The organism is Mesorhizobium sp. Arg314 (genome assembly GCF_053714275.1).
Genome location: NZ_JBSKBP010000008.1, coordinates 34,505 through 57,006 on the forward strand (window position 1 = coordinate 34,505; position 22,502 = coordinate 57,006).

Here is a 22,502-nt window from a genome sequence, read left to right on the forward strand (position 1 = left end):
CCTGCGACAAACAAGGGAATCTAGGCGGATATTCGTGGGGCATCCCACGAATATCCGCCTGGCGCTCGGCCTGTTGGCCACAACCCTGGTGATCACTCATTTGCCTGTCGGCGCGCACGCGCAAAGCTCGCTCGGCATCGGCACCAATGACGGCATGGCGCCGACCACCACGGGTCCGTTCGCCCACATCCTGATGTGGATCAATCTGCGCCAGCAGGAATTCTACCATTCGCTGGCCGCCGCCATGAAGGCGATGCGCCAGGACGGCGGCAAGCTCTGGCTTTTGATTGGCCTCTCCTTCGCCTATGGCATCTTCCACGCCGCCGGCCCCGGCCACGGCAAGGCGGTGATCTCCTCCTACATGGTCGCCAACGAAGTGGCGCTCAGGCGCGGCATCATGCTCTCCTTCGTCTCGGCGCTGCTGCAGGGCCTGACGGCGATCGTCGTCATGATGCTTGCCTATTTCGTGCTGCGCGGCACCGCGATCTCGATGACCGACGCGGCATGGTTCCTGGAAATCTCGAGCTACGTGCTGGTGACGCTGTTCGGCGCCTTGCTTTTGTGGCGCAAGCTCGGTCCGTCGATCCTGCGCCTGTTTGGCAGAACCCCCGCCTACAGCCTGTCGGCCGCCCATGCCGGCCATTCGCATGGCGGACATTCTCATGCCGGACATGCGCACGCTCACGCCCATTCTCATGCAGGCCATTCCCACGCGCATGCGCACGCCGCGCATTCCCATGCCCTACACGTGCATGACGATCATGATGACCATTCGCACGCGCACGGTCACGATCATGGCGCGCATGACCACCACCATCACGCAGCGCATGATCACGGTCACCACGACCACGGCCAGGGCGAAGTCTGCGAGACCTGCGGCCATTCGCATGCGCCGGACCCGGCACTGCTTTCGGGCGACCGCTTCGACTGGCGCACGGCCTGGTCGGCGGTGGCCGCCGTCGGCATCCGCCCCTGCTCCGGCGCGCTGATCGTGCTGAGCTTCGCGTTGCTCAACGGACTGTGGGTAGGCGGGCTGCTGTCGGTGCTGGCAATGTCGATCGGCACCGCGATCACCGTCTCGGCATTGGCGACGATCGCCGTGACGGCCAAGAACTGGGCGGTCTATTTCGCTGGCGACGGGCGCATCGGCAACCGCATCCACTCGATCATCGAGATCGGCGGCGCGGCCTTCATCTTCCTCGTCGGCCTGCTGCTTCTGTCCGCCAGCCTGTCGGGCGGGGTCTGACCATAAGTAGTGCCCGAAGGTGTGTTGAGATTCAGGTCACTGAACATCAATATACCTTCCGCCCAGCTCATCATCGATATGAGCCTGGATGATCTCGTCGAAGCTGCTCTCGGCGGCAAAGCCGAGTTCCCTCGCCCGCCTGGCCTCGAACCGCGTCGGCCAGCCTTTGACGATCGCCCAGATCGTCTCGTCGGGCTGCTCGCGTATCCGCTTCGCAACCTCGGCGCCGGCGATGCGCTCCAGCGCCTCGATCTGCTCGCCGACAGTGACGGCGACGCCAGGCATTGTGAGGTTGCGGCGTGGGCCGACCGCTCGACCGTCGATCTCTGCCGCGTGGACCAGGAAATTGACCGCCGAGCGCGGGCTGGCATGGGTGTGCAGCACCGAGCGCGGCACCGGCAGGATCGCCTCCTGCCCGCTCAGCGGCTCACGGATGATGCCGGAGAAGAAGCTTGACGCCGCCTTGTTGGGTTTGCCGGGACGGACACAGATCGTCGGCAGCCGGATGCCGATGCCGTCGAAGAAGCCCCGCCGCGTATAATCGGCAAGCAGCGCTTCGCTCATCTGCTTCTGCGTGCCGTATGAGGTAAGCGGCGTCGGATGGAATTCGTCCGGGATGATGTCCGGAAACGGCGCGCCGAACACGGCTATCGACGAGGTGAAGACAAGGCGCGGCGCAAACGCCGCCAGCCGCACTGCATCGAACAGCGCGCGCGTGCCGTCGAGATTGACGCGGTAGCCGAGATCGAAATTGGCTTCCGCTTCGCCCGACACGATGCCGGCGAGATGGAAGATCACATCCGGGCGGGAGGCTACGAGTGAGGCCATGGCGCCGGGTGTCGAAAGGTCGCCGGTGTGAATCGAGACATCGACGCCCGCGAGCGCCGGCGCCGGCGGCGCCACGATGTCATGCAGATCGAGCGCCGTTATCCTACGCCCACGCAGCATGCTATCCTTGGCCAGCCGAGCAACGAGCTTGCGACCGACCATGCCGGCGGCACCCGTGATCAGAATTCTCATCTTCAGAGACCCCTCTTGCGCTGGCTGCGTCCGCGCAGCCACAGGACGACGAACAGCCCAACCATGAAGATCACGGCGATGATGGCGGCGAGGACCGTCGATACCTTGCCCGCGGCCAGCATGATGGTCGGCAGGAAATAGGCGGCGAGACCGAACAGCAGCAGTATCACGGCCGCGGCGATCGCCGCGTTGCGAGTGTCACGATCCATCAGCAGGCATCTCTCGTTTCGAGGCCGTTCGGCTTCATCGTCGCGGCGCGATCAGTGATAGTGCCGGCGATCGCGCGGCGCATCATGCGTGTGGTCATGATCATGATGGTGGTCGTGCTCGTCACGGCTGTCCGCGCATTGGCCGAATTCGGGCTCGACTGTGGCATGCTCGATGCCATGCTTGACCGCAAGCCGTTTCTTGATGGCGCTCACCGCCGCATGCGGATCGACGCCGTCAGTCAGGCAAGCGTGCAGCGTCGCCATGTTGGAGGTGCCATCGAGCGACCAGACATGCATATGATGCACCTCGCGCACGCCCTTGACCGCGCCTTCCAGGTCCTTGGCGATCAGGTCGCGGTCGAGGCTTGCCGGCACGCCTTCGAGCAGGACATGCGCGGCCTCGCGCATCAGCGACCATGCCGTCGTCAGGATGAGCAGCGATACCAGCACCGACAGGATCGGATCGATCGGCGTCCACCCTGTCGCCAGGATGATGATGGCAGCGGCGATGGCAGCGGCGGAGCCCAGCAGGTCGCCCAGTACATGCAATATCGCGCCGCGCATATTGAGGCTCTCGCGGTCGCCGCCGTGCAGCACGAAGAAGGAAGCGATGTTGACCAGCAGACCGGCCACCGCCACCACCAGCATTGGCCCGCCGAGCACGGGCGCGGGTGCCATCAGCCGCCCCCAGGCTTCGTAGACGATCCAGAGCGCGATGACGAAGATGGCGATGCCGTTGGTGTAGGCGACCAGCGTCTTCATCCGGGCGAAGCCGTAGGTGAGACGGCCGGTGGCGGGACGCCCCGCCAGATGGAAGGCGTACCAGGCAAGTCCGAGCGCGATCGCGTCGGCAAGCATATGCCCGGCATCGGCGACCAGCGCCAGCGATCCGGTCAGCCAGCCGCCCAGCGCCTCGGCGACCATGAAGCCGGCTGTCAGGCAGGCCGCGATCAGCACCCGCTTCATGTCGGTCGAGCCATGCACATGGCCCACACCATGGCTGTGGCTATGACCATGCTCCGCGTGATCATGCGCCATCGCGCAAACTCCTGTTACGCGCCAAAGTCGGCGCGGAAGTCCTCAAGCCGCCGCTTCTGGCCGCCTTCGCCATCGAAATTCGCAGGATCGAGCCAAGCCTCATAGGCTTTGCGCAATGCCGGCCATTCCTTGTCGATGATCGAATACCATGCCGTATCGCGGTTTTCGCCCTTTACCACGAGATGCTGGCGGAAAATGCCTTCGAATCTGAAGCCGAAGCGCTCTGCGGCGCGCTTCGAGGGCTCGTTGCGGTTGTTGCATTTCCACTCGTAGCGGCGGTAGCCGAGATCGTCGAAGAGATATTTCGCGAACAGGAACTGCGCCTCGGTCGCTGCCGGCTTGCGCGAAATCAGCGGACCCCAATAGATGTTGCCGATTTCGCCGACGCCGTTGCTGGCATCGATGCGCATCAGCGTCTGGCGCCCGGCAATCTTGCCGGTGGCCTTGTCGATGACGGTGAAGAACAGCGGATCCTCGCTCGCTTCGGCCTTGTCGAGCCACGGCTGGAAGGCGGCGCGGGTCTCGGGCGGATAGTCGGGCAGCCAGGCGAAACGTCCGCCGACATCCGAAACCGACGAGGCCTGGTAGAGGCCGTCGCCATGCTTTGCGGCGCTCAGCGGCTCGAGCCTGACGGTACGTCCCTCGATCGCCTTGCGTTCCGGCCGCGGGCGCGGCTGCCAATTCTTCATATCTTCCGACACCGGCCACTCCAATCAGTTTGACTTTTATCAGCGGACGGTCACAAAAACGCTCGCTCACAGAAAGAACCACAGGAACGGGAAAAATGCTCCACACGATCGCGGCCTTCGACCGGCTCGGCGAGGAAAACGCCTTCGCGGTGCTGGCACGGGCCACCGCTCTTGCCCATCAGGGTCGCGATATCATCAACCTCGGCATCGGCCAGCCCGACTTCAAGACCCCGCAGCACATCGTCGAGGCGGCGATCAAGGCGCTGCGCGACGGCCACCACGGCTACACGCCGGCCAACGGCCTGCTCGCCACCCGCGAGGCGGTCGTGCGCCGCACGCTGACCACCACCGGCGTCGAGGTGTCGCCCGAGAATGTAATGATCCTGCCGGGTGGCAAGCCGACCATGTTCGCCGCGATCCTGATGTTCGGCGAGCCGGGCGCGGAGATCCTTTATCCCGATCCCGGCTTTCCGATCTATCGCTCGATGATCGAGTTCACCGGCGCCGCTCCGATCCCCGTGCCGATCCGCGAGGAGAACGGCTTTGCCTTCTCGGCCGACGAGACGCTGGCGCTGGTCACGCCGAAGACAAGGCTCCTGATCCTCAACTCGCCCGCCAATCCGACCGGCGGCGTCACCCCGCGGGCCGAGATCGAGAAGCTCGTCAAGGGGCTGGAGAAGCACCCCCAGGTCGCCATCATGTCCGACGAGATCTACGACGTCATGACCTATGACGGCGAGACCCACTGCTCGCTGCTCAATTTCCCCGAGATCCGCGACCGGCTGATCGTGCTCAACGGCTGGTCGAAGACCTGGGCGATGACCGGCTGGCGCATGGGCTGGTCGATCTGGCCGAACGGCGAAAAGGGCGCCCATCTCTACGACAAGGTGCGCAAGCTGGCGGTGAACTGCTGGTCCTGCGTCAACGCGCCGAGCCAATTTGCCGGCATTGCGGCGATCGACGGCCCACAGGACGACGTCGAGAAGATGATGCGTGCCTTCGACAACCGCCGCAAGATCGTGGTCGAGGGGCTGAACGCACTCCCCGGCATCTCCTGCATCACGCCGAAGGGCGCCTTCTATGCCTTCCCCAACGTGTCGAAGACTGGCTGGAAGGCGAAGAAGCTGGCCTCGGCGCTGCTCGAGGATGCCGGCGTCGCTCTCATCGGCGGCCCCGATTTCGGTGTGCTCGGCGAAGGCTATATCCGGCTTTCCTACGCCAATTCCGAGGAGAACATTTTACGCGCGCTGGAACGGATCGAAGCGTTTTTGAAAAAGTAGCGCTTCAGCCGCGCCCGACAAACGGCATCTTCGTCGCCATCACGGTCATGAACAGCACGTTGGCGTCGAGCGGCAGGCTCGCCATGTGAAGCACGGCGTCGGCGACGCGCTGCACATCCATCACCGCTTCGGCCGCGATCGAGCCATTGGCCTGCGGCACGCCCACCGTCATGGGCTGCGCCATCTCGGTCAGCGCGTTGCCGATGTCGATCTGGCCGCAGGCGATGTCGAAGGGCCGGCCGTCGAGCGCCAGCGTCTTGGTGAGCCCGGTGATCGCGTGCTTGGTCGCCGTATAGGGTGCGGAGCCGGGGCGCGGCGCATAGGCCGACACCGAGCCGTTGTTGATGATGCGGCCGCCCATCGGCTTTTGCCGGCGCATGGCGCCGAAGGCGGCGCGGGCGCACAGGAACGAGCCGGTGAGGTTGACGCCGACGACGTCGTTCCAGACCTCGACCGGGATCTCGTCGATCAGCGTCGACTTGTAACCCATGCCGGCATTGTTGAAGAGCAGGTCGACACGGCCGAATGCCTCGAGCACCGTCTCGAACATGTCATCGACTTCTGCGGCCTTGCTGATGTCGCAAGCGACGGCCAATGCCTTGGCTTGCGTCTTCCCCGCCTCGGCGATCGCTTCTTCCAGCACGTTCTTGCGGCGGCCGCAGAACACCGTGTTCCACCCTGCCTTGAGCAGCGCAGTGGCGACGCTCTTGCCGATGCCGGTGCCGGCACCGGTAACGATGGCGGTCTTCTGTGCTATGGCTGTCATCGCTGTCCTCCCGGTCGTGGATGGAAAGACGTGGCATCGCAAATGCCAGGGATCATGGCAAGCAGCTGTTGGCGACAAAGAAAGAGCCAACAAAAAGGGCGGCCATTGGCGACCGCCCCTATCTGAACCGCGCTTGGGAGGAGGATAAGCCGGTCCGACTGGTTAGAATCATGCGCTTGCTGGGTTAACGAAAAGTTAACGGCGATAGCGCGCGCTAACCCTCTTGCTTACCACGGCGAGCTCGGCGAGTTGCCGCCCGGCACCTTCGCCGCCGACACTGTCGCCTCGACATGATCGACCAGAGCGTCCGGCAGGCCGAGCCGGCCGGCAAGCAGGTCGAGATAGCCGCGTTCGGCGCGCGTGTCGGGATCGATGGTGAGCCGCGAGGCGGTATAGAGCTCCAGCTTCTGCGCATCGGTCTTGGCGCCGGCAACCAGCGTATCGAGATCGAGCGGGCTCTCAAGCTCTGCCATCAGGAATTTCTCGGCTTCTGCGCCGATGCCGGCGAGCTTGAGCTTGTCGGCGATCTTCTTGCGCTCATCGTCATCGACATGGCCGTCGGCCTTCGCCGCCGAGATCATTGCCCTGACCAGCGTCAGCGTGAACTCGGCCTCGCCCTGCGGCGCCTGCGAGGGATGGAAGGCGGTGTCCACCGGCGGCGGCAGCAGTTCCGGCCCGCTGGCAGGCGGCGGCTGCGCCGGTTCCTTGCCTGCCTTGTAGTTCTGATAGGCCTTGTAGGCGAGACCGCCGATCGCGGCCAGACCGCCGAGCTTGACGGCCGCGCCCGTCACCTGCCGGCCGGTGCCGGTGCCGAGCAGCACGGCGGCCAGCGCGCCGGCTGCGAGCGGATTGTCCTTCGCCATCTGCACAGCCTGTCCCGCCTTGTCGCGGACAGTCGAGCCGGTCCCAGGGATTTGCGAGCCGAGAAGGTCGTCGAGCAGCTTCTTGGGGTCGAGCATCAATGCCTCCAGAATTGGCCCGGCCGAACGCGCCCGGGCAGGGTTTCGGACCGGCAAGAGGTAGGCTCCGCGCTCTGACATTACAATGACAGCCGACATTTCGCCCCGCACGGTGTCGTTGTCTGGCCAAGCTCCCCTCATGTGTCGAAACGGTGGAATGCTTCGAGTAGGATCGCGGCCGTTTCAGAAAGGAGCGATTGGATGACGAATGCAGAAAGCCGCCAGCCGGCGCGCGATCCGCAGGATCTCGAGCGTTTGCTGATCGATCGGCAGTGGGCCGGCGACATCGAGGGAATGCTGGCGCTGTTCGAGCTCGACGCCGTCGTCGACGGCGGCGCCGACGAACCGGTTCGCGGGCGGCACGCCATCCGCGCGCTCTTCGAGCAAGGCATCGCCGCCGGACGAAAGTTCCAGCGCGGCGAGCAGCGCCCCGCCCTCGTCAACGGCGATCTGGCGCTGACGTCGACGAAGCTTCCCGACGGCAGCATAACCAGCGAGGTCGCCCGTCGTCAGAGCGACGGAACATGGCTCTGGGCGATCGACCGCTATTCGGTGGGGTTCTGATGCATGTCGCCCAAAATGCGCAGCGGTTTTGGGAAGACGGCATGCATCAAAACAAAGATTTATGTGCGTCGCCTGAGACCGTTTCGACGCGACGCGCTCTAGGTGCCGATATGGCGCTTGCCGCCACGCGCCTGCGCCAGTTCCACCTGGCGATGGCGCTCGGCATAGCGCTCTCGATCCGCATCGGACCGCGTTTCAAAACAATGCGGACATGCGACGCCGGCGGTGAATTTCGGCGACAGCCGATCCTCGGCCGTCAGCGGATGCCGGCAGGCGCGGCAGAGTTCGGCTTCACCCTCTGCGAGACCATGCGAGACGGACACCCGCTCGTCGAACACAAAACATTCGCCTTTCCAGAGGCTCTCCGCGGCCGGAACGTCCTCCAGATATTTAAGGATGCCGCCCTTGAGATGGAAGACGTTTTTGAGGCCGAGCGACTTCACATAGGCCGTCGCCTTCTCGCAGCGAATGCCGCCGGTGCAGAACATCGCCACCTTGCGGCCTTCGATCTCCCCTCGGTGCCGCTCGACCCAGGCCGGGAATTCGCGGAAGCTGGTGGTCTTGGGATCGACCGCTCCCATGAAGGTGCCGAGCGAGACTTCATAGGCGTTGCGCGTGTCGATGACGACGGTATCGACATCCGAGATCAGCCTATTCCAGTCGGCCGGCGCGACATAGGTGCCGGCGCTGGTTGCCGGATCGATATCTTCGACGCCCATGGTGACGATCTCGCGCTTCAACCGCACCTTCATGCGGTGGAATGGCATCTCGGCGGCGCCGCTGTATTTGACTTCCAGCCCGGCAAGGCCTTCGATGGCCTGGAGATGATCCATCAGCCCTGCGATCGCTTCCTGGCTGCCGGCAACGGTGCCGTTGATGCCTTCATGCGCCAGAAGCAGCGTGCCCTTGATGCCGCGCCCGCAACAGAAGGCCGCGAGCGGCGCGCGCAGGGTCTCATATCCGTCGAGCCGGGCAAACTTGTAGAGCGCGGCGACGCGAACGGGCTGAGTTTTTGTGGTGGTTGTCATGGCCATGACATAGAGCAATTCCAGGAAAAGTGTGAAACGGTTTTCCGTCCGGAATTGCGCAAACTAAAAGATAGAGCGGTTTGCCGTTTCCGCGAAGCGGTGAACCGCTCTAGACCGTGGTGAAAGCGGTTTCAAGGCAGAGGAAATTCGAGGCAGGCGGCGATCCGCTGCGCGGCATCACGACACGCCGGCCTTCGTGGACTTGGCATACCCCTTCTGCTAATCGGTTGAAATCGATCGAAATGGAGACCAGCACATGACCAGCAAGACCGAAAGGCTCCTGTCGCTTCTCAACGGTCAGCCGGTTATCCCGGTGCTCAAAATCGCCAATGTTGCGGATGCCGTGCCGCTCGCCCGCGCTTTGTCGCGCGGCGGCTTGAGGGCCATCGAGATCACGCTGCGCACGGCCGATGCGCTGGAAGCGATCCGCCGCGTTGCAGGCGAGGTCGAGGATGCGGTCGTCGGCGCCGGCACCATTCTCGATGCCAAGCAATTCGACGAAGCAGCCGGCGCCGGCTCGAAATTCATCGTCAGCCCCGGCATCACCAGCCAGCTCCTCGATGCGGCCAAGGACAACCCGGTGCCGCTGCTGCCCGGCGCCATCACGCCCGGCGAGATCATGGCCGCGCGTGAGGCCGGCCTGCGCTTCCTGAAATTCTTCCCGGCCGAGCAGTCCGGCGGCATCGCGTCGCTGAAGGCTTTCGCCTCGCCGCTCGCCGACGTGAAGTTCTGCCCGACCGGCGGCATAACGGCCAGGAACGCCGCCGACTATCTGAGCCTGCCCAACGTCGTCTGCGTCGGCGGCTCCTGGGTGGCGCCCGACGATCTCATCAAGGCCGGCAAGTGGGACGAGATCGAAGCGCTGGCGCGAGAGGCGAGCAGGCTCGCCAAATAATTTTAGCTAAGCTCGCCAGGGAAGCGGACTGTTCTCGTCGAAATAGCCGCCGGTTGGTCCACCGGCTCGAATGCCGGCGCAGGCACGACGCCACGGTCGCCGACTGGTTCCCGCTCATGGATTCGAACCACGATTCACGCCTTCAAAGGGCGCTGTCCTACCATTAGACGAAGCGGGAATGTGCGGGTGGGCTAATGCATGTCGCCCAGAGTGTGCAGCGGTTCTGGGATAACGACATGCATAAAACAAAAACTTAAAGCGCATCGCTTGAATCCGTTTCAGCACGACGCGCTTTAAGATACCGATCGCCCGATAAAAACAAAGCCGCGCTGATGGCCAACGCGGCTTTGCGGCGGCCGGGCAGCTTCGGCTATTTCGTTTGGAAGCGAGCGACCGAGAGGAATTTCACCGCATTGCCGGTGAAACGGCTGGGATCGGGCACCTCGCCGTCCGCCTGGAAGCCGGCCGTATAGACCTCGCTCGGCGGTGTATGCACGATGTTGTAGGCATAGCGCGGTGCCGTCGTCGGGTCGGAAACCGAGGCAATGTTCACGCCAGCGCCCAGCGCCCAGCGCGCGGCCTGCGGCGGTGCCGCCACCACCATCGCCTTCGGTCCCGACTTCAGATCGTGGGCAGACGCCCTGGCCTCCTTGGCCGTTGTCTTCACACCGGCGCCGATCACCTGCGCGGGATCGGTCCCTGCCGGGAGGGCGGCGATGGCCTGGCGCGGCGAGGCCGCATCGACGCCTGACGGATCGTTGAACGCCGAGCGCGGCTCCGGTTCCGTCAGCGACGCAAGCTGGTATTCGGCGCCGGCGCCGCCGGCCTCGACGGTCGCATTGGCCTGTTCGAGAACGGCTTTGACCTCATCCTGCTTGCCGGGTTGCGGCCGGGCGGTCGGCAGCACGGAGAACGCGTCGGTCGCGCTCTTGTCCTGCGAAGCGGTTTCGGCCAGCGCCAGAAGCACGTTCTTGTCCTTCGGCGCCAGCTCCGCCGGCGTCGAGCGGTCGGGACGCCGGGTCGGCAGCGGAATGTTGTTGACCGCCACCTGTGCCGGATCGGCGCTCGCGGCATCTGCCGCGCTGGCCGTGCCGAACGGAACCTTGTCAGGCGCGGGAGCCTGTGCCGTCGAAATTGCCTGCTCCGTCGTCGCCGAGGCATCCGCCACGGCGAACGGCACGTTCTGCGGCGTCTGCTGGCCGACATCGGCTTTCGGGCGCGGCGCGAAGTCGGGGAGCGGGATCTCCTTTGGCGGCAGCGCGGCGATGATCGTCTCCGGCGTATCCTGCTGCGGCTGCGAATCGTCGGCGCTGTCATCCGCGATCTGCGGGATGTTGGCGCGCTTGGCGTCCCGCGGCGCAACGATCGCGATGCCCGGCTGGCTGCTGCTGCGGGCCGTAGCGACCTGGACCTGCTTCACAGCCTTCGCCTGAGGCGCAGCGCCACCGGCGCCGGTATCGGCGTCGTCATCGGCCTCGTCGGCGCCACCGCCGAACAAGGCCGCAAGCAGGCCGCCGGACCGCTTGGTCGAGCCACCGGCGCTGGCCAGTTCGATGTTCGGGGTGCCGGAGCCGGCACGTGACTTGTAGGCGGCTATCGCCTGCTCATAGCCGGGCAGCGGACGTCCGTCGCTCGGCACATGCAGCGTCTTGCCGTTGGGGAACAGGCTGACCAGTTCCTGGCGGCTGATGCCCGGCCAGTGGCGCACATTGCCGACATCCATATGGACGAAGGGCGAGCCGGAGGTCGGGTAGTAGCCGACGCCGCCGCCCTGCATCTTGAGGCCGATGTTGCGCAGCTTCTTCAGCGGCACGCCTGGGATGTAGAAATCCATCGCCTTGCCGAGCATGTGCTGGCTTTTCTCGGCGACACCACGGCTGCGCGAACGCAACAGCGCGTTGGTCGACGGGGAACGATAGCCGCAGACGACCTGGATGTAGTCGGTCGCGCCGCTTTCGCGATAGGCTTCCCAGACGAGGTCGAGCAGCCGCGGGTCGATCTTGGTCGGTTCGTTGCGGCGCCAGTCGCGCAGGATGATGTTGATCTTGCGCAGGCCTTCCGGATCGTAGCGGCCATTGCGCTTGTAGACGATCTCGGCCTTCTCATGCGTATGCAGGTGATAGAGCTTGAGCGTACGAACCTCGGCCCTGGCGCCTGACGTCGCCGCGGACAGAAACCCGACGGCCAAAATCACGAACGTCAGCCACCTCGGCCAGACGCTTATGTGAAAATGCCGCCCGTTTTTGTGTCGTTCGACTTTGTTCAAATCAAATGGCCTTGCAGGCTGCCGTTTGTCCCCGGATTTGACCAAACGGATGCGTGGTTTTCACATCCGAATATCGATCCTAATGGTTAATCATCGTTTATTGAAGCCGAAATGCGGTAACACCGTGGCGATATCCCGTCAAAAATGATGCACAGCATTTCGTGGTAAACCGCTGGTTTAGATCAAGAATCCGGCCCCGGCCAGAACACGATCTGTTACCGTTAGCGTTAATGCGTGATCCTCGGCAACGCCAACCGCTTAAAACCTGGGGTTTTCACGTCAAAAGCGACAATTTGACTCGGATTTTAGGCGGGCAAGCTGGTTCGAGGCTTGCCAGTCACGAGGCAAGCCGGTCGACGCGGCCAGCTTCAGGATCAATGCCATATTCCTTCAACTTGCGGTAGAGCGTCGAACGGCCGATGCCCAACCGGCGGGCAACCTCGCTCATCTGGCCGTTGTAATGGTCGATCGCGAGCTTGATCATCTCGAGCTCCACGTCGGCCAGCGCCCGCACATTGCCGCGCTCGTCGAGCGCCCGAAGCGTGCCTAAACGCGGCTGCAGCCTGGCTGGCGCCTCGCTGTCGGACCAGGCGAACCCAGTTGTGTCGGCGATCGTCTCGTCCGCCTGCGCAGACGTTTCCGCGGTTGTTTCGGCCGTTGCGGATGCCGGTTCCGCTTCGAGATGGACTGTTCCTTCCACCTGCGCCCGTATCTGCGGGAACTCTTCCTCAGTCAGCACATCGCCCTCGGCAAGCACCGACGCCCTGAAGACCGCATTCTCCAACTGGCGGATGTTGCCGGGCCAGTCATAAGCCTGCAGCATGGCAAGCGCTGACGCCGATATGCCGGCAAGGCGCCGGCGCGGATCGGTCGGAGCGACCTTTTCCATGAAATGCCGGACCAGGTAGGGAATGTCGTCGCGGCGGTCGCGCAACGGCGGCACGAAGATCGGGTAGACGTTCAGCCGGTAGAACAGGTCCTCGCGGAACTTGCCGTCCTTGACCTGCTGCAACAGGTTCCGGTGCGTGGCCGAGATCAGCCGGATATCGACCTTGACGGTGGAGCGGCCGCCGACCGGATCGACCTCGCCTTCCTGCACGGCGCGCAGCAGCTTGACCTGGACCTCGAGCGGCAGATCGCCGATCTCGTCGAGGAACAGCGTGCCGGAATTCGCCTCGACGAATTTGCCGGTGTGCTTGTCGGTGGCGCCGGTGAACGAGCCCTTCTCATGGCCGAACAGGATCGATTCGACCAGATTGTCCGGGATGGCGCCGCAGTTGACGGTGACGAACGGCTTTGAGCGGCGATCGCCGCTGCCCTGGATGGCGCGCGCCACCAGTTCCTTGCCGACGCCGGATTCGCCCTCGATCAGGATCGGGATGTTGGAGGCCGCCGCTTTCTGCCCGAGACGTATCACCCGATCCATGGCCGGGCTGCGCGTGATCATGTCCTTGAAGGTGAGATGGCCGCCGCCGCGTCGCCGCGATGCGCGCTTCATCTCGTCCTCGACGGCCTCGACCTTGAGCGCGTTGGAGATCGCGGTCTGCAACCTGTCGGGTGATGCCGGCTTGACGACGAAGTCGAAGGCGCCGTGCCGCATCGCCGAGACGACCGTCTCGATGCCGCCCTGAGCCGTCTGCACGATGACGGGGATGTTGATGGCGCGCTCGCGCATCGCCTTCAGCACGCCGATGCCGTCGAGGCCGGGCATGACAAGGTCGAGAATGACGACGGAGACCTCGCGCGCGTTCGGCCCGTCGAGCACGTCGAGCCCGGCGTCGCCGCTATCCGTGACGATCGCGGTGTGGCCGAACCTGGTCAACGCGGCTTCAACCAGCCTGCGCTGGACCGGATCGTCATCGACTATGAGAATGGAACCTGTCATGACTGTGCTGGCTGCCCGCCTTGGAAATCCCCATGGATCATCTTGGCACAGGGTTCTAAATAAGGTTTCAAAAAACCCGGTGAACGAATTCCTTAGGATTTGACCGGCTTCTCCTTTCCCTTGGATTCTGCCCCCTTGGTTCAAAGAAGGTATTGTTGATGCGCATGGTGTTTGGTCGGCGGCTTGCGGCGCCAGCGTCCGGACAGGGCGCGGCGGAGCTTGGCGATCTGCCGGAGTGGAATCTCGCCGATCTCTATTCCGGCATGGAAGCGCCTGAGCTGAAGCGCGACATCGCCAAGGCGGCGAGCGATGCCATCGCCTTCGAAACCCGCTGGAAAGGCACCCTTGCCGCGGAAGCCGGACGCGGCGGCGCCGGCCGGCTCGGCGAGGCGCTTAAAGCCTATGAGGCGCTTGAGGAACTGATCGGCCGCATCGTCTCCTATGCCGGCCTCGTCTATGCAGGCAACACCGCCGATCCGCAGCGCGCCAAGCTCTATGGCGACGTCCAGGAAAAGATGACGGATGCCAGCGCGCATCTCCTGTTCTTCGCGCTCGAGCTCAACCTGATCGATGATGCGGCGATCGAGAGCGCGCTTGCCGCCGACAAGGCCTTCGGCCACTACCGGCCCTGGGTGCTCGACCTCAGGAAGGACAAACCCTACCAGCTCGAGGACCGCGTCGAGCAGTTGTTCCACGAAAAGTCGGTCACCGGGCGCGGCGCCTGGAACCGTCTGTTCGACGAGACGATGACCGATCTGCGCTTCGACGTCGATGGGGAGGAGCTGACGCTGGAGCCGGCGCTCAACCGCCTGCAGGACGCCGATAGCGAGGTGCGCCGCCGCGCCTCCGAGGCGCTCGCCGCGACCTTCCGCAAGAACCTGCGCACCTTTACACTTATCACCAACACGCTCGCCAAGGACAAGGAAATCTCCGACCGCTGGCGCGGCTTCCAGGACATTGCCGACTCGCGCCATCTCGCCAACCGTGTCGAGCGCGATGTGGTCGACGCGCTCGCGGCGGCCGTGCGCGAGGCCTATCCGCGGCTTTCGCATCGCTATTACGCGATGAAAGCGCGCTGGCTTGGCATGGAGGTAATGAACCACTGGGATCGCAACGCGCCGCTGCCGGAGACGCCGCAGGCGGTGATCCGCTGGGACGAGGCCAGGGACACGGTGCTCTCCGCGTACCGGCGCTTCTCACCGGACATGGCCGAAATCGCGCGCGGCTTTTTCGATCGCAGATGGATCGACGCGCCGGTGCGGCCGGGCAAGTCGCCCGGCGCCTTCGCCCATCCGACGGTGCCGTCGGCGCATCCTTACGTGCTGCTCAACTATATGGGCAAGCCGCGCGATGTGATGACGCTGGCGCATGAGCTCGGCCATGGCGTGCACCAGGTGCTGGCCGCCGGCCAGGGCGCGTTGATGGCCTCGACACCCCTGACGCTGGCCGAAACGGCCTCCGTCTTTGGCGAGATGCTGACCTTCCGCTCGCTGCTCGAGCAGACCAGCGACAATCGCGAGCGCAAGGCCATGCTCGCCCAGAAGGTCGAGGACATGATCAACACGGTCGTGCGCCAGATCGCCTTCTACGAGTTCGAGCGCAAGGTGCATGCCGAGCGCAAGAATGGCGAGTTGACCTCGGACAGGCTCGGCGAATTCTGGCTCGAGGTGCAGGCCGAGAGCCTGGGGCCGGCGATCAAGCTGCGCGAGGGTTACGAGGTCTTCTGGACCTATATCCCGCATTTCATCCACTCGCCGTTCTACGTCTATGCCTATGCCTTCGGCGATTGCCTGGTGAACTCGCTCTACGCCGTCTACCAGAATGCCGAGCGCGGGTTTCAGGAGAAGTATTTCGAAATGCTGCGCGCCGGGGGCACGAAACATCACTCCGAACTCCTGGCGCCCTTCGGCCTCGACGCCACCGATCCCGCTTTCTGGCAGATCGGCCTTGGCGTGATCGGTTCGTTGATCGACGAGTTGGAGGCGCTCGACAAATGACAGCAACTACGGAGCGATCATCGGCTGCAATAGTTTAGCCGGGATGCATATTAGCAGGGAACTATTCTTGCCTTAAATAGCTGTTCTTGAATAACTCTCCGCAGCATTTTTCAACTGGCTTTCGACAAGCCATATGATAGCGTCCGGCCTCAAGCTCAGCCGGACGCATCGCGCAGGCCCGAGATGGCCGGCCGCGGCGCTACGGCGAATGCGATGATGGCCGTCGGCCCGGACAAGGCCGAACGCCGATGGCTCGATAGGAAGCCGGCGGTTCCGCCGACCACGGAACCTTTGACGATCCTTGGCGTGAGCTCGCCTTTCCGGGCCTAGGCTGACAGATCGGACTGGAGAGAGAAATGAGCACTTTCTTCTACATGCTCCTGGCGTTCGTTGTGGGTATCCTGGTTGGCTGGTTCATCTGGGGCCGCCTGCGCGGCGAGATCGACAGCCTGCGTGGCGACCTCGATCGCACGCGAAGCGAGCGCGACAGGCTGCGCGCCGATAGCGATCGGTTGAAGGGCGAGCTCGATGCCTGCGGCCGCGCCCGCGCCGATCTCGAAAGCCGGCTGCGTGATGCGCCGGCCGCCAAGGCGGGCGCCGACAAGGCCGCCACGCAGGCGCCGGCGGCGCTGATGTCGACCCCGGCAGCCGCGGCAAAGGCCGCTCCGGCGAAGTCGGCCGCTGCGAAGAAGCCGGCTGCCAAGGCCGCCGCGCCGAAGAAGGCGGCAGCGCCCGCGGCAAAGAAAGCAGCGGCGCCGCGGGCCGCATCCGGCAACGCCGACAATCTGCGCCGCCTCATCGGCATCGGTCCGGTCAATGAAAGATTGCTCAAAGGCCAGGGCGTCACCACCTACGCCCAGATCGCCGCCTGGACCGCCGCCGACGTCAAGCGCATCGAGGAGGTGCTCAACTTCGACGGCCGTATCGCGCGCGAAAACTGGATCGAGCAGGCGAAATTGCTGGCTGCGGGCAACGAGGCGGAATTCGCCCGCCGCTTCCCGACCGCGGGAACCGCAAGCAACACCTGAGCATCTCGCCAGCGTCGCCAACGCCGGAGGTTGGCCAGAACCGCCCGTCATTTCGTCATCTTATGGTGTAGCGTGGAGCGAAGCGACGCAGCGCGGACCATAGGATCCATTCCGTTACCTACAAGCGTTGCGTCGGTGCAGAAAGGCCTTCGTTCTGCACCGCCCTTACCCTTCGCGCGAGGTCACGGAATGGATCCTCGGGTCTACGCGTCCGCTTCGCTTCCGCTCCGCTCGTGGATGACGAAGTTCGAGCGTTTCCGCCAATCTCTGCAAAATCAGCTACCGAAGCTTCCGCGCCAACTGGACGGCTTTGCGCCGCCCGACGCCGCTCCCTCGATTGCGCCTCGGCGAACCCCCATATAGAGCGGTCGACTTAGTTGTCCGCATCCGAGGCTCATGTCCCTGCCCGCAGCCATTTTCCGCAACGACGCGACCGCTCGTCAGCTGGTCTTCGACCGGCCGAAGGAGGTCATTGTCGCGCGCGACGCGGACGAGTTCGTGCCAGCGCTTGAGACAGCGCAGGCCGCCTCGGATTCCGGCAAATGGCTGGCCGGCTATTTCTCCTACGAGGCTGGTTACCTGCTCGAGCCGAAACTGGTGCCGCTGCTGCCCGAAGGCCGCCGCGCGCCGCTGATCTGCCTCGGCGTCTTCGATGCGCCGGTCGAACAAGCGGTGCCGCAAATGCAGGCGTTCGCCAGCAACGGACCGATCTTCGATGCCAGGGCAACATGGTCCGCCGAGGATTATGCCGGCCGCTTCGCGCGCCTTCACAACCACATCCGCAAGGGCGATTGCTACCAGGGCAACCTCACCTTCCCGGTCCGCGCGCAATGGTCCGGCGATCCGCTCGCCGCCTTCGACGCGCTGACCGAGCGCCAGCCGGTGAAATATGGCGCGCTGGTCGCGCTCGGCGACCCGATCGTCTTGTCGCGCTCGCCCGAATTGTTCTTCGAGATCGATGCCGACGGCATGATCGAGACGCATCCGATGAAGGGCACCGCGCCACGCGGCGCGACCAAGGCCGAAGATGCGAAGCTGAAAGCCTTCCTGCGCAACGACGAGAAGAACCAGGCCGAGAACCGGATGATCGTCGACCTGTTGCGCAACGACATCTCGCTGATCAGCGAAGTCGGCACGCTGGACGTGCCGGAACTGTTCCGCATCGAGACCTATCCGACGGTGCACCAGATGGTGAGCCGCGTGCGCGCGAAGCTGTTGCCCGACATCGGCATCCGCCGGATTTTCGCCGCGCTCTTTCCCTGCGGCTCGATCACCGGCGCGCCAAAAATCCGCGCCATGGAAATCCTGCACGAGCTGGAAGAGGCACCGCGTGACGTTTATTGCGGCGCCATCGGCTGGATCGCGCCTGGCGGCAGGATGCGTTTTTCCGTGGCGATCCGCACCATCTCGCTCTTTGCCGACGGCGAGGCCGTCTACAATGTCGGCGGCGGCGTCGTCTTCGATTCCACCGCCGGGGAGGAGTACAAGGAGTGTCTGTTGAAAGCGCGCTTCGCGACGGGAACGGTGCCGGCTTCGAGCTGATCGAGACCATGCGCTGGGAGCCCGCCTCAGGCTTCCTGCGCTTCGAGCGCCATCTCGCCAGGCTTTATGCGTCTGCCGCCGACCTGGGCTTTGCCTGCAATCCCGAGCGGGTCGGCGAGGTGCTTTCCGGCGCCGTCGGCGGGCACGGGATTGCCTTGCGCGTGCGCCTCGCTTTGCAACGCAGTGGCGAAGCGACGGCCGCTGTGCAGCCTTACGAACCGCTGCCCGCCGACAAGGTCTGGCGGCTGCAGCTGGCGCGGATCCGTCTCGATTCCGGCAACATGCTGCTGCGCCACAAGACAAGCCGCCGCGAGAGCTACCAGCATGCGCGCGCTGAATATCTCGCCACCCGCGCCGACGAAGTGCTTTTAGCCAACGAGCGCGGCGAGCTCTGCGAGGGCACGATCACCAATCTCTTTGCCGATTTCGGCGACGGCCCGCTGATCACGCCTCGCCTCGACTGCGGCCTGCTGCCTGGAATATTGCGTGGCGCGCTTCTGGACGAAGGCCGCGCCGTGGAAGCGATCTACAGGTTCGACGATCTGAAAGCGGCGAAGGCGATCTTCGTCGGCAACTCGCTGCGCGGGCTGATCCCGGCGCGGCTTGGGTGATCGGACTGGAGAGAGCAACTGGATAGAACGCAAGCAGATATGACCGCTCGTCAGCCGACCCATACGCCCTATGACGGGTCCTCAAAACTCTTCACCATCGGGCTGAAGCCGCTCGAATTCGATCGCTGGATCGAGGTCGATGAATTCCTCCTGCCGCATCTGGCCGAAAAGCAACGGCTTTGCACGGAAATCCCGCAAAAGGTCTTCGTCGAGGAAGACGGCACCCGCGACGCTCAACGCGAAGTGCTGGACCTGCTCATCGCGCATCTCGAAGCCGCGCATCCCGGCACGCATCGCCGTGCTGACGCCGAGCCGGTCGGCTTTGAGGGCGCCATCGACAGGCTGCCTCCTGGCTTGCGCGAGGCGCCGCTCGCAAAGGCTTCGCTGCTCGTCCAGGAAGACCTGATCCTGATGCGTCGCGACGAGCGCGGCTGGCGGCTCGCCGCCGGCTCGCTCTGTTTCCCTTCATCCTGGTCGCTTCAGGAGAAATTCGGCAAGCCGCTGCAGGAGATCCACGAACCGGTGCCCGGCTTCGGACCCGGCACGCGCCCGGCCGAGCTCATCAATCGCATGTTCGACGGCCTGCAGGGCCAGGCGGTCGAGCGTTTCAACTGGTCGATCCAGGCCGACGATGCGCTCTATCATCCGCTCTCCAACATCGAGCGCATCGACCGCGCCACGAGCCGCCCGAGCCGCTTCCCCGACGGCGACGTCAACGCCCACGCCTTCATCCGCGTCGAACGCCAGACGCTGCGCAAGCTTCCCGCCTCGCACGACATCCTCTTCACCATCCGCATCCACCTCGATCCGCTCAAGGTGCTCATCCGCCATCCGGATCGGGCGACGCTGGCGGCCTCGTTCGCCGAGCAGCTCACCGCCCTCGACCAGCAACAGCTCGACTACAAGGGCCTGACCGCCGACCGCGACCGGCTGGTTGCATTCCTCGATCGCATGGCCCGATCGGCTTAACCACGCCGCAAGAGCATGATGCCGAAAAGTGTGAAGCGGCTTTCGGGCGGCATCATGCTCTATCTCTTTGATCTAGAGACGGATTCAGATTTCAGGTCGGACAGACCTGAAATCATCCGGCTCTAATGCATGTCGCCCAGAAGTGTGCAGCGGTTCTGGGGCAACGACATGCATCAAAACAAAGACTTAAAGCCGGCTCGACCGGCGGTTGGCGCTTTTCGCTGGTTTGTGACAATGATCTGTGGTGTAGCGCTTGGCCGTCGGGCGAAAACCGCCCGACTTTGCGTGTTTGAAGGAGTGTGCGAAAAAATGGCGAATGAAAACTGGCCCGTTTACGGTGAAATCACCGGTCCTGTCGTGATGATCGGCTTCGGCTCGATCGGGCGGGGAACGCTGCCGCTGATCGAGCGCCATTTCAAGTTCGACAAGTCGCGCATGACGGTCGTCGACCCGCGCGACACCGACCGCAAGCTGCTCGACGAGCGTGGCATCGCCTTCATGCAGGAAGCGGTGACCGAGAAGAATTACAAGAAGCTGCTAACGCCGCTTCTGACCAATGGCGGCGGCCAGGGCTTTTGCGTCAACCTGTCGGTCGACACCGGCTCGGTGGACCTGATGAAATTGTGCCGCAAGCTCGGCGTGCTCTACATCGACACCGTCGTCGAGCCGTGGCTCGGCTTCTATTTCGATGCCGAGGCCGACAATGCCAGCCGCACCAACTACGCGCTGCGCGAGGCGATGATCAAGGAAAAGCACGACAAGCCGGGCGGCCCCACGGCGGTCTCCACCTGCGGCGCCAATCCCGGCATGGTCTCGTGGTTCGTCAAAAAGGCGCTGGTCAACCTCGCCACCGATCTTGGTCTCGAGTTTTCGGAACCCGCGCAGGAAGATCGCGAGGCCTGGGCCAAGCTGATGAAGAAGGCCGGCGTCAAGGGCATCCATATCGCCGAGCGCGACACCCAGCGCACCAAGAAGCCGAAGCCGATGGACGTGTTCTGGAACACCTGGTCGGTCGAAGGCTTCATCTCGGAAGGCTTGCAGCCGGCCGAGCTCGGCTGGGGCACGCATGAAAACTGGATGCCGAAGAACGGCAAGAAACACAAGCAGGGCTCCAAGGCGGCGATCTATCTGGAGCAGCCCGGCGCCAACACGCGCGTGCGCAGCTGGTGCCCGACGCCGGGCGCGCAATACGGCCTGCTGGTGACGCATAACGAGGCGATCTCGATCGCCGACTTCTTCACCGTGCGCTCGAAGAAGGGCAAGCTTCAATACCGTCCGACCTGCCACTACGCCTACCATCCCTGCAACGACGCCCTGCTGTCGCTGGACGAGATGTTCGGCGCCGCCGGCAAGCCGCAGCCGGTTCACCACGTGCTCGACGAGCACGAGCTGGTCGACGGCGTCGACGAGCTTGGCGTGCTGCTCTACGGCCACGACAAGAACGCCTATTGGTACGGCTCGCAGCTGTCGCTGGCCGAGGCGCGCAAGCTCGCCCCCTACCAGAACGCCACCGGCCTGCAGGTCACCTCCGCGGTGCTCGCCGGCATGGTCTGGGCGCTGGAGAATCCGACGGCCGGCATCGTGGAAACCGACGAGATGGACTACCGCCGTTGCCTCGAGGTGCAAATGCCTTATCTCGGGCCGGTCAGGGGCTACTACACCGACTGGACGCCGCTGGATAACCGCCCTGGCCTCTTCCCGGAGGATCTCGACAAGGACGACCCGTGGCAGTTCCGCAACATTCTGGTGCGATAGCGGCCGGCGTGACAGCCCTCACCGCCTTGCAATCGCCCGGAAATCGGGCGATTGAGATGTTGCGGCCTAGAGCGACGTGCGTCCATCCGGACGAACAAAGTACGCTCTAGCACTTTGAATGAACGCATCGAGCTTGCCGAAAATCGGAAGCCGATTTTCGGGCCGATGCGAGAGGAGAGGATTTTCGAATGACCATTGCGCGCAAACTGCTTTCTGCAGGCGCAGCGGCAAGCCTTCTGGCTGCGGCCGCTTGCACCACCACCGGCCCTTCCGACCAGCCATCGATGGCGGCGCCCAAGGGTGTCGAGGGCAACTGGATCGACGCCAAGGGCACCGGCCTGTCGACCTTCATGGCCGGCAGCTTCACCACCGTCGCCACCGACACCGGCCAGAAGCTGTCGGAAGGCAGCTACACCATGACCGGTGCGACCTCGGTCGAGATCCACGGCACCTCGCTGATCCGCCAGACGCCGGTCAGCTTCAACTGCCTGATGGTTTCCACCAGCCAGCTCAACTGCACCAGCGCCAGCGGCCAGAATTTCGTGCTGACGCGCCGTGCTTAAGGCCCGCAAATCTTGAACTGATAGGACGGCGGCGCAAGCCGCCGTCCTTTTTTATGCCGGCAAACATCTCCCTGATTTGTGCTTGCATCGGCCGGAACCCGATGTGAACATGACCCGAAGCTGACTGTTATTTTCCAGTCAAGCGAGGGCGTTAATGCAGTCGCTCCGAAAGTGCGCAGCGGTTTGGGAGAA

General features: G+C 64.1%; 20 protein-coding genes and 1 tRNA gene. 11 read left to right on the plus strand and 10 right to left on the minus strand.

Annotation, left to right across the window (positions count from 1 at the left end; genetic code table 11):
• The first annotated feature begins 34 nt into the window (after positions 1–34).
• Positions 35–1,246 (plus strand): nickel/cobalt transporter, encoded by a 1,212-nt coding sequence (locus ACWGS9_RS10690; protein WP_454505220.1) that lies wholly within the window; start codon positions 35–37, stop codon positions 1,244–1,246.
• Between the two features lie 36 nt (positions 1,247–1,282).
• On the opposite strand, the gene denD is transcribed toward ACWGS9_RS10690, so the two are convergent.
• The 4 genes from denD to ACWGS9_RS10710 are packed head-to-tail and all read right to left on the minus strand — an operon-like array spanning position 1,283 to position 4,214.
• The gene (gene denD, locus ACWGS9_RS10695; protein WP_454505221.1) at positions 1,283–2,266 is read right to left on the minus strand and encodes a D-erythronate dehydrogenase; all 984 of its coding nucleotides are present in this window, start codon (positions 2,264–2,266) and stop codon (positions 1,283–1,285) included.
• Between the two features lie 2 nt (positions 2,267–2,268).
• Entirely contained in the window at positions 2,269–2,475 is a 207-nt protein-coding gene (locus ACWGS9_RS10700; RefSeq protein ID WP_454505222.1) for a hypothetical protein, read from the minus strand.
• Between the two features lie 51 nt (positions 2,476–2,526).
• Positions 2,527–3,513, minus strand: a complete 987-nt coding sequence (locus tag ACWGS9_RS10705; RefSeq protein WP_454505223.1) for a cation diffusion facilitator family transporter — start codon at positions 3,511–3,513, stop codon at positions 2,527–2,529.
• 14 nt (positions 3,514–3,527) lie between these two features.
• Complete coding sequence (locus ACWGS9_RS10710) at positions 3,528–4,214, minus strand: GNAT family N-acetyltransferase (RefSeq protein WP_454505224.1); 687 nt, start codon at positions 4,212–4,214, stop codon at positions 3,528–3,530.
• A gap of 83 nt (positions 4,215–4,297) precedes the next feature.
• Here ACWGS9_RS10710 and ACWGS9_RS10715 point away from each other — a divergent pair, with 83 nt between their 5' ends.
• A complete protein-coding gene (locus ACWGS9_RS10715; protein WP_454505225.1) occupies positions 4,298–5,482 on the plus strand; it encodes a pyridoxal phosphate-dependent aminotransferase in 1,185 nt (394 codons plus the stop codon).
• 4 nt (positions 5,483–5,486) lie between these two features.
• Here ACWGS9_RS10715 and ACWGS9_RS10720 read toward each other — a convergent pair whose 3' ends face one another.
• Positions 5,487–6,248, minus strand: a complete 762-nt coding sequence (locus ACWGS9_RS10720) for an SDR family oxidoreductase (protein ID WP_454505226.1) — start codon at positions 6,246–6,248, stop codon at positions 5,487–5,489.
• Positions 6,249–6,475: 227 nt separating this feature from the next.
• Entirely contained in the window at positions 6,476–7,207 is a 732-nt protein-coding gene (locus ACWGS9_RS10725) for a tellurite resistance TerB family protein (protein ID WP_454505227.1), read from the minus strand.
• Positions 7,208–7,408: 201 nt separating this feature from the next.
• On the opposite strand from ACWGS9_RS10725, the gene ACWGS9_RS10730 reads away from it, so the two are divergent.
• A complete protein-coding gene (locus ACWGS9_RS10730) occupies positions 7,409–7,771 on the plus strand; it encodes a YybH family protein (RefSeq protein ID WP_454505228.1) in 363 nt (120 codons plus the stop codon).
• Positions 7,772–7,869: 98 nt separating this feature from the next.
• Here the strand turns inward: ACWGS9_RS10730 and trhO are convergent, their stop codons facing one another.
• Complete coding sequence (trhO, locus tag ACWGS9_RS10735; protein ID WP_454505387.1) at positions 7,870–8,799, minus strand: oxygen-dependent tRNA uridine(34) hydroxylase TrhO; 930 nt, start codon at positions 8,797–8,799, stop codon at positions 7,870–7,872.
• A 256-nt stretch (positions 8,800–9,055) separates the two neighbouring features.
• Here trhO and ACWGS9_RS10740 point away from each other — a divergent pair, with 256 nt between their 5' ends.
• Positions 9,056–9,694, plus strand: a complete 639-nt coding sequence (locus ACWGS9_RS10740; protein ID WP_454505229.1) for a 2-dehydro-3-deoxy-phosphogluconate aldolase — start codon at positions 9,056–9,058, stop codon at positions 9,692–9,694.
• A gap of 104 nt (positions 9,695–9,798) precedes the next feature.
• On the opposite strand, the gene ACWGS9_RS10745 is transcribed toward ACWGS9_RS10740, so the two are convergent.
• The 3 genes from ACWGS9_RS10745 to ACWGS9_RS10755 form a co-directional block, all read right to left on the minus strand.
• Positions 9,799–9,872 (minus strand) — tRNA-Gln (locus ACWGS9_RS10745).
• Positions 9,873–10,064: 192 nt separating this feature from the next.
• On the minus strand, positions 10,065–11,918 hold the full coding sequence (locus tag ACWGS9_RS10750; RefSeq protein ID WP_454505388.1) for a DUF882 domain-containing protein: 1,854 nt from the start codon (positions 11,916–11,918) through the stop codon (positions 10,065–10,067).
• Positions 11,919–12,297: 379 nt separating this feature from the next.
• Positions 12,298–13,845, minus strand: a complete 1,548-nt coding sequence (locus tag ACWGS9_RS10755; protein WP_454505230.1) for a sigma-54-dependent transcriptional regulator — start codon at positions 13,843–13,845, stop codon at positions 12,298–12,300.
• A 158-nt stretch (positions 13,846–14,003) separates the two neighbouring features.
• Between ACWGS9_RS10755 and ACWGS9_RS10760 the strand changes: the two genes are divergently transcribed.
• From ACWGS9_RS10760 to ACWGS9_RS10790, 7 genes are all read left to right on the plus strand, one after another.
• On the plus strand, positions 14,004–15,842 hold the full coding sequence (locus ACWGS9_RS10760; protein WP_454505231.1) for a M3 family oligoendopeptidase: 1,839 nt from the start codon (positions 14,004–14,006) through the stop codon (positions 15,840–15,842).
• A gap of 356 nt (positions 15,843–16,198) precedes the next feature.
• A complete protein-coding gene (locus tag ACWGS9_RS10765; RefSeq protein ID WP_454505232.1) occupies positions 16,199–16,870 on the plus strand; it encodes a proton-conducting membrane transporter in 672 nt (223 codons plus the stop codon).
• 396 nt (positions 16,871–17,266) lie between these two features.
• Positions 17,267–18,412, plus strand: coding sequence for an aminodeoxychorismate synthase component I (locus ACWGS9_RS10770; RefSeq protein WP_454505233.1), 1,146 nt, complete (start codon positions 17,267–17,269; stop codon positions 18,410–18,412).
• Positions 18,361–19,023, plus strand: coding sequence for an aminotransferase class IV family protein (locus ACWGS9_RS10775; protein WP_454505234.1), 663 nt, complete (start codon positions 18,361–18,363; stop codon positions 19,021–19,023). Before ACWGS9_RS10770 ends, ACWGS9_RS10775 begins: the two co-directional genes overlap by 52 nt.
• Before the next feature lie 39 nt (positions 19,024–19,062).
• On the plus strand, positions 19,063–19,992 hold the full coding sequence (locus tag ACWGS9_RS10780; RefSeq protein WP_454505235.1) for a heme-dependent oxidative N-demethylase family protein: 930 nt from the start codon (positions 19,063–19,065) through the stop codon (positions 19,990–19,992).
• Between the two features lie 309 nt (positions 19,993–20,301).
• Complete coding sequence (locus ACWGS9_RS10785) at positions 20,302–21,747, plus strand: homospermidine synthase (RefSeq protein WP_454505236.1); 1,446 nt, start codon at positions 20,302–20,304, stop codon at positions 21,745–21,747.
• Between the two features lie 188 nt (positions 21,748–21,935).
• On the plus strand, positions 21,936–22,310 hold the full coding sequence (locus ACWGS9_RS10790; protein ID WP_454505237.1) for a hypothetical protein: 375 nt from the start codon (positions 21,936–21,938) through the stop codon (positions 22,308–22,310).
• Positions 22,311–22,502: the final 192 nt, after the last annotated feature.

What these genes read in the sequence shown, in the direction of transcription:
- denD (WP_454505221.1), bottom strand. Translation starts at nt 2,266, where the DNA reads ATGAGAATTCTGATCACGGGTGCCGCCGGCATGGTCGGTCGCAAGCTC.
- ACWGS9_RS10765 (WP_454505232.1), top strand. Translation starts at nt 16,199, where the DNA reads ATGAGCACTTTCTTCTACATGCTCCTGGCGTTCGTTGTGGGTATCCTG.
- ACWGS9_RS10725 (WP_454505227.1), bottom strand. Translation starts at nt 7,207, where the DNA reads ATGCTCGACCCCAAGAAGCTGCTCGACGACCTTCTCGGCTCGCAAATC.
- ACWGS9_RS10780 (WP_454505235.1), top strand. Translation starts at nt 19,063, where the DNA reads ATGACCGCTCGTCAGCCGACCCATACGCCCTATGACGGGTCCTCAAAA.
- ACWGS9_RS10715 (WP_454505225.1), top strand. Translation starts at nt 4,298, where the DNA reads ATGCTCCACACGATCGCGGCCTTCGACCGGCTCGGCGAGGAAAACGCC.
- ACWGS9_RS10730 (WP_454505228.1), top strand. Translation starts at nt 7,409, where the DNA reads ATGACGAATGCAGAAAGCCGCCAGCCGGCGCGCGATCCGCAGGATCTC.
- ACWGS9_RS10790 (WP_454505237.1), top strand. Translation starts at nt 21,936, where the DNA reads ATGACCATTGCGCGCAAACTGCTTTCTGCAGGCGCAGCGGCAAGCCTT.
- ACWGS9_RS10770 (WP_454505233.1), top strand. Translation starts at nt 17,267, where the DNA reads ATGTCCCTGCCCGCAGCCATTTTCCGCAACGACGCGACCGCTCGTCAG.
- ACWGS9_RS10740 (WP_454505229.1), top strand. Translation starts at nt 9,056, where the DNA reads ATGACCAGCAAGACCGAAAGGCTCCTGTCGCTTCTCAACGGTCAGCCG.
- ACWGS9_RS10700 (WP_454505222.1), bottom strand. Translation starts at nt 2,475, where the DNA reads ATGGATCGTGACACTCGCAACGCGGCGATCGCCGCGGCCGTGATACTG.
- ACWGS9_RS10720 (WP_454505226.1), bottom strand. Translation starts at nt 6,248, where the DNA reads ATGACAGCCATAGCACAGAAGACCGCCATCGTTACCGGTGCCGGCACC.
- ACWGS9_RS10785 (WP_454505236.1), top strand. Translation starts at nt 20,302, where the DNA reads ATGGCGAATGAAAACTGGCCCGTTTACGGTGAAATCACCGGTCCTGTC.
- ACWGS9_RS10705 (WP_454505223.1), bottom strand. Translation starts at nt 3,513, where the DNA reads ATGGCGCATGATCACGCGGAGCATGGTCATAGCCACAGCCATGGTGTG.
- trhO (WP_454505387.1), bottom strand. Translation starts at nt 8,799, where the DNA reads ATGACAACCACCACAAAAACTCAGCCCGTTCGCGTCGCCGCGCTCTAC.
- ACWGS9_RS10755 (WP_454505230.1), bottom strand. Translation starts at nt 13,845, where the DNA reads ATGACAGGTTCCATTCTCATAGTCGATGACGATCCGGTCCAGCGCAGG.
- ACWGS9_RS10760 (WP_454505231.1), top strand. Translation starts at nt 14,004, where the DNA reads ATGCGCATGGTGTTTGGTCGGCGGCTTGCGGCGCCAGCGTCCGGACAG.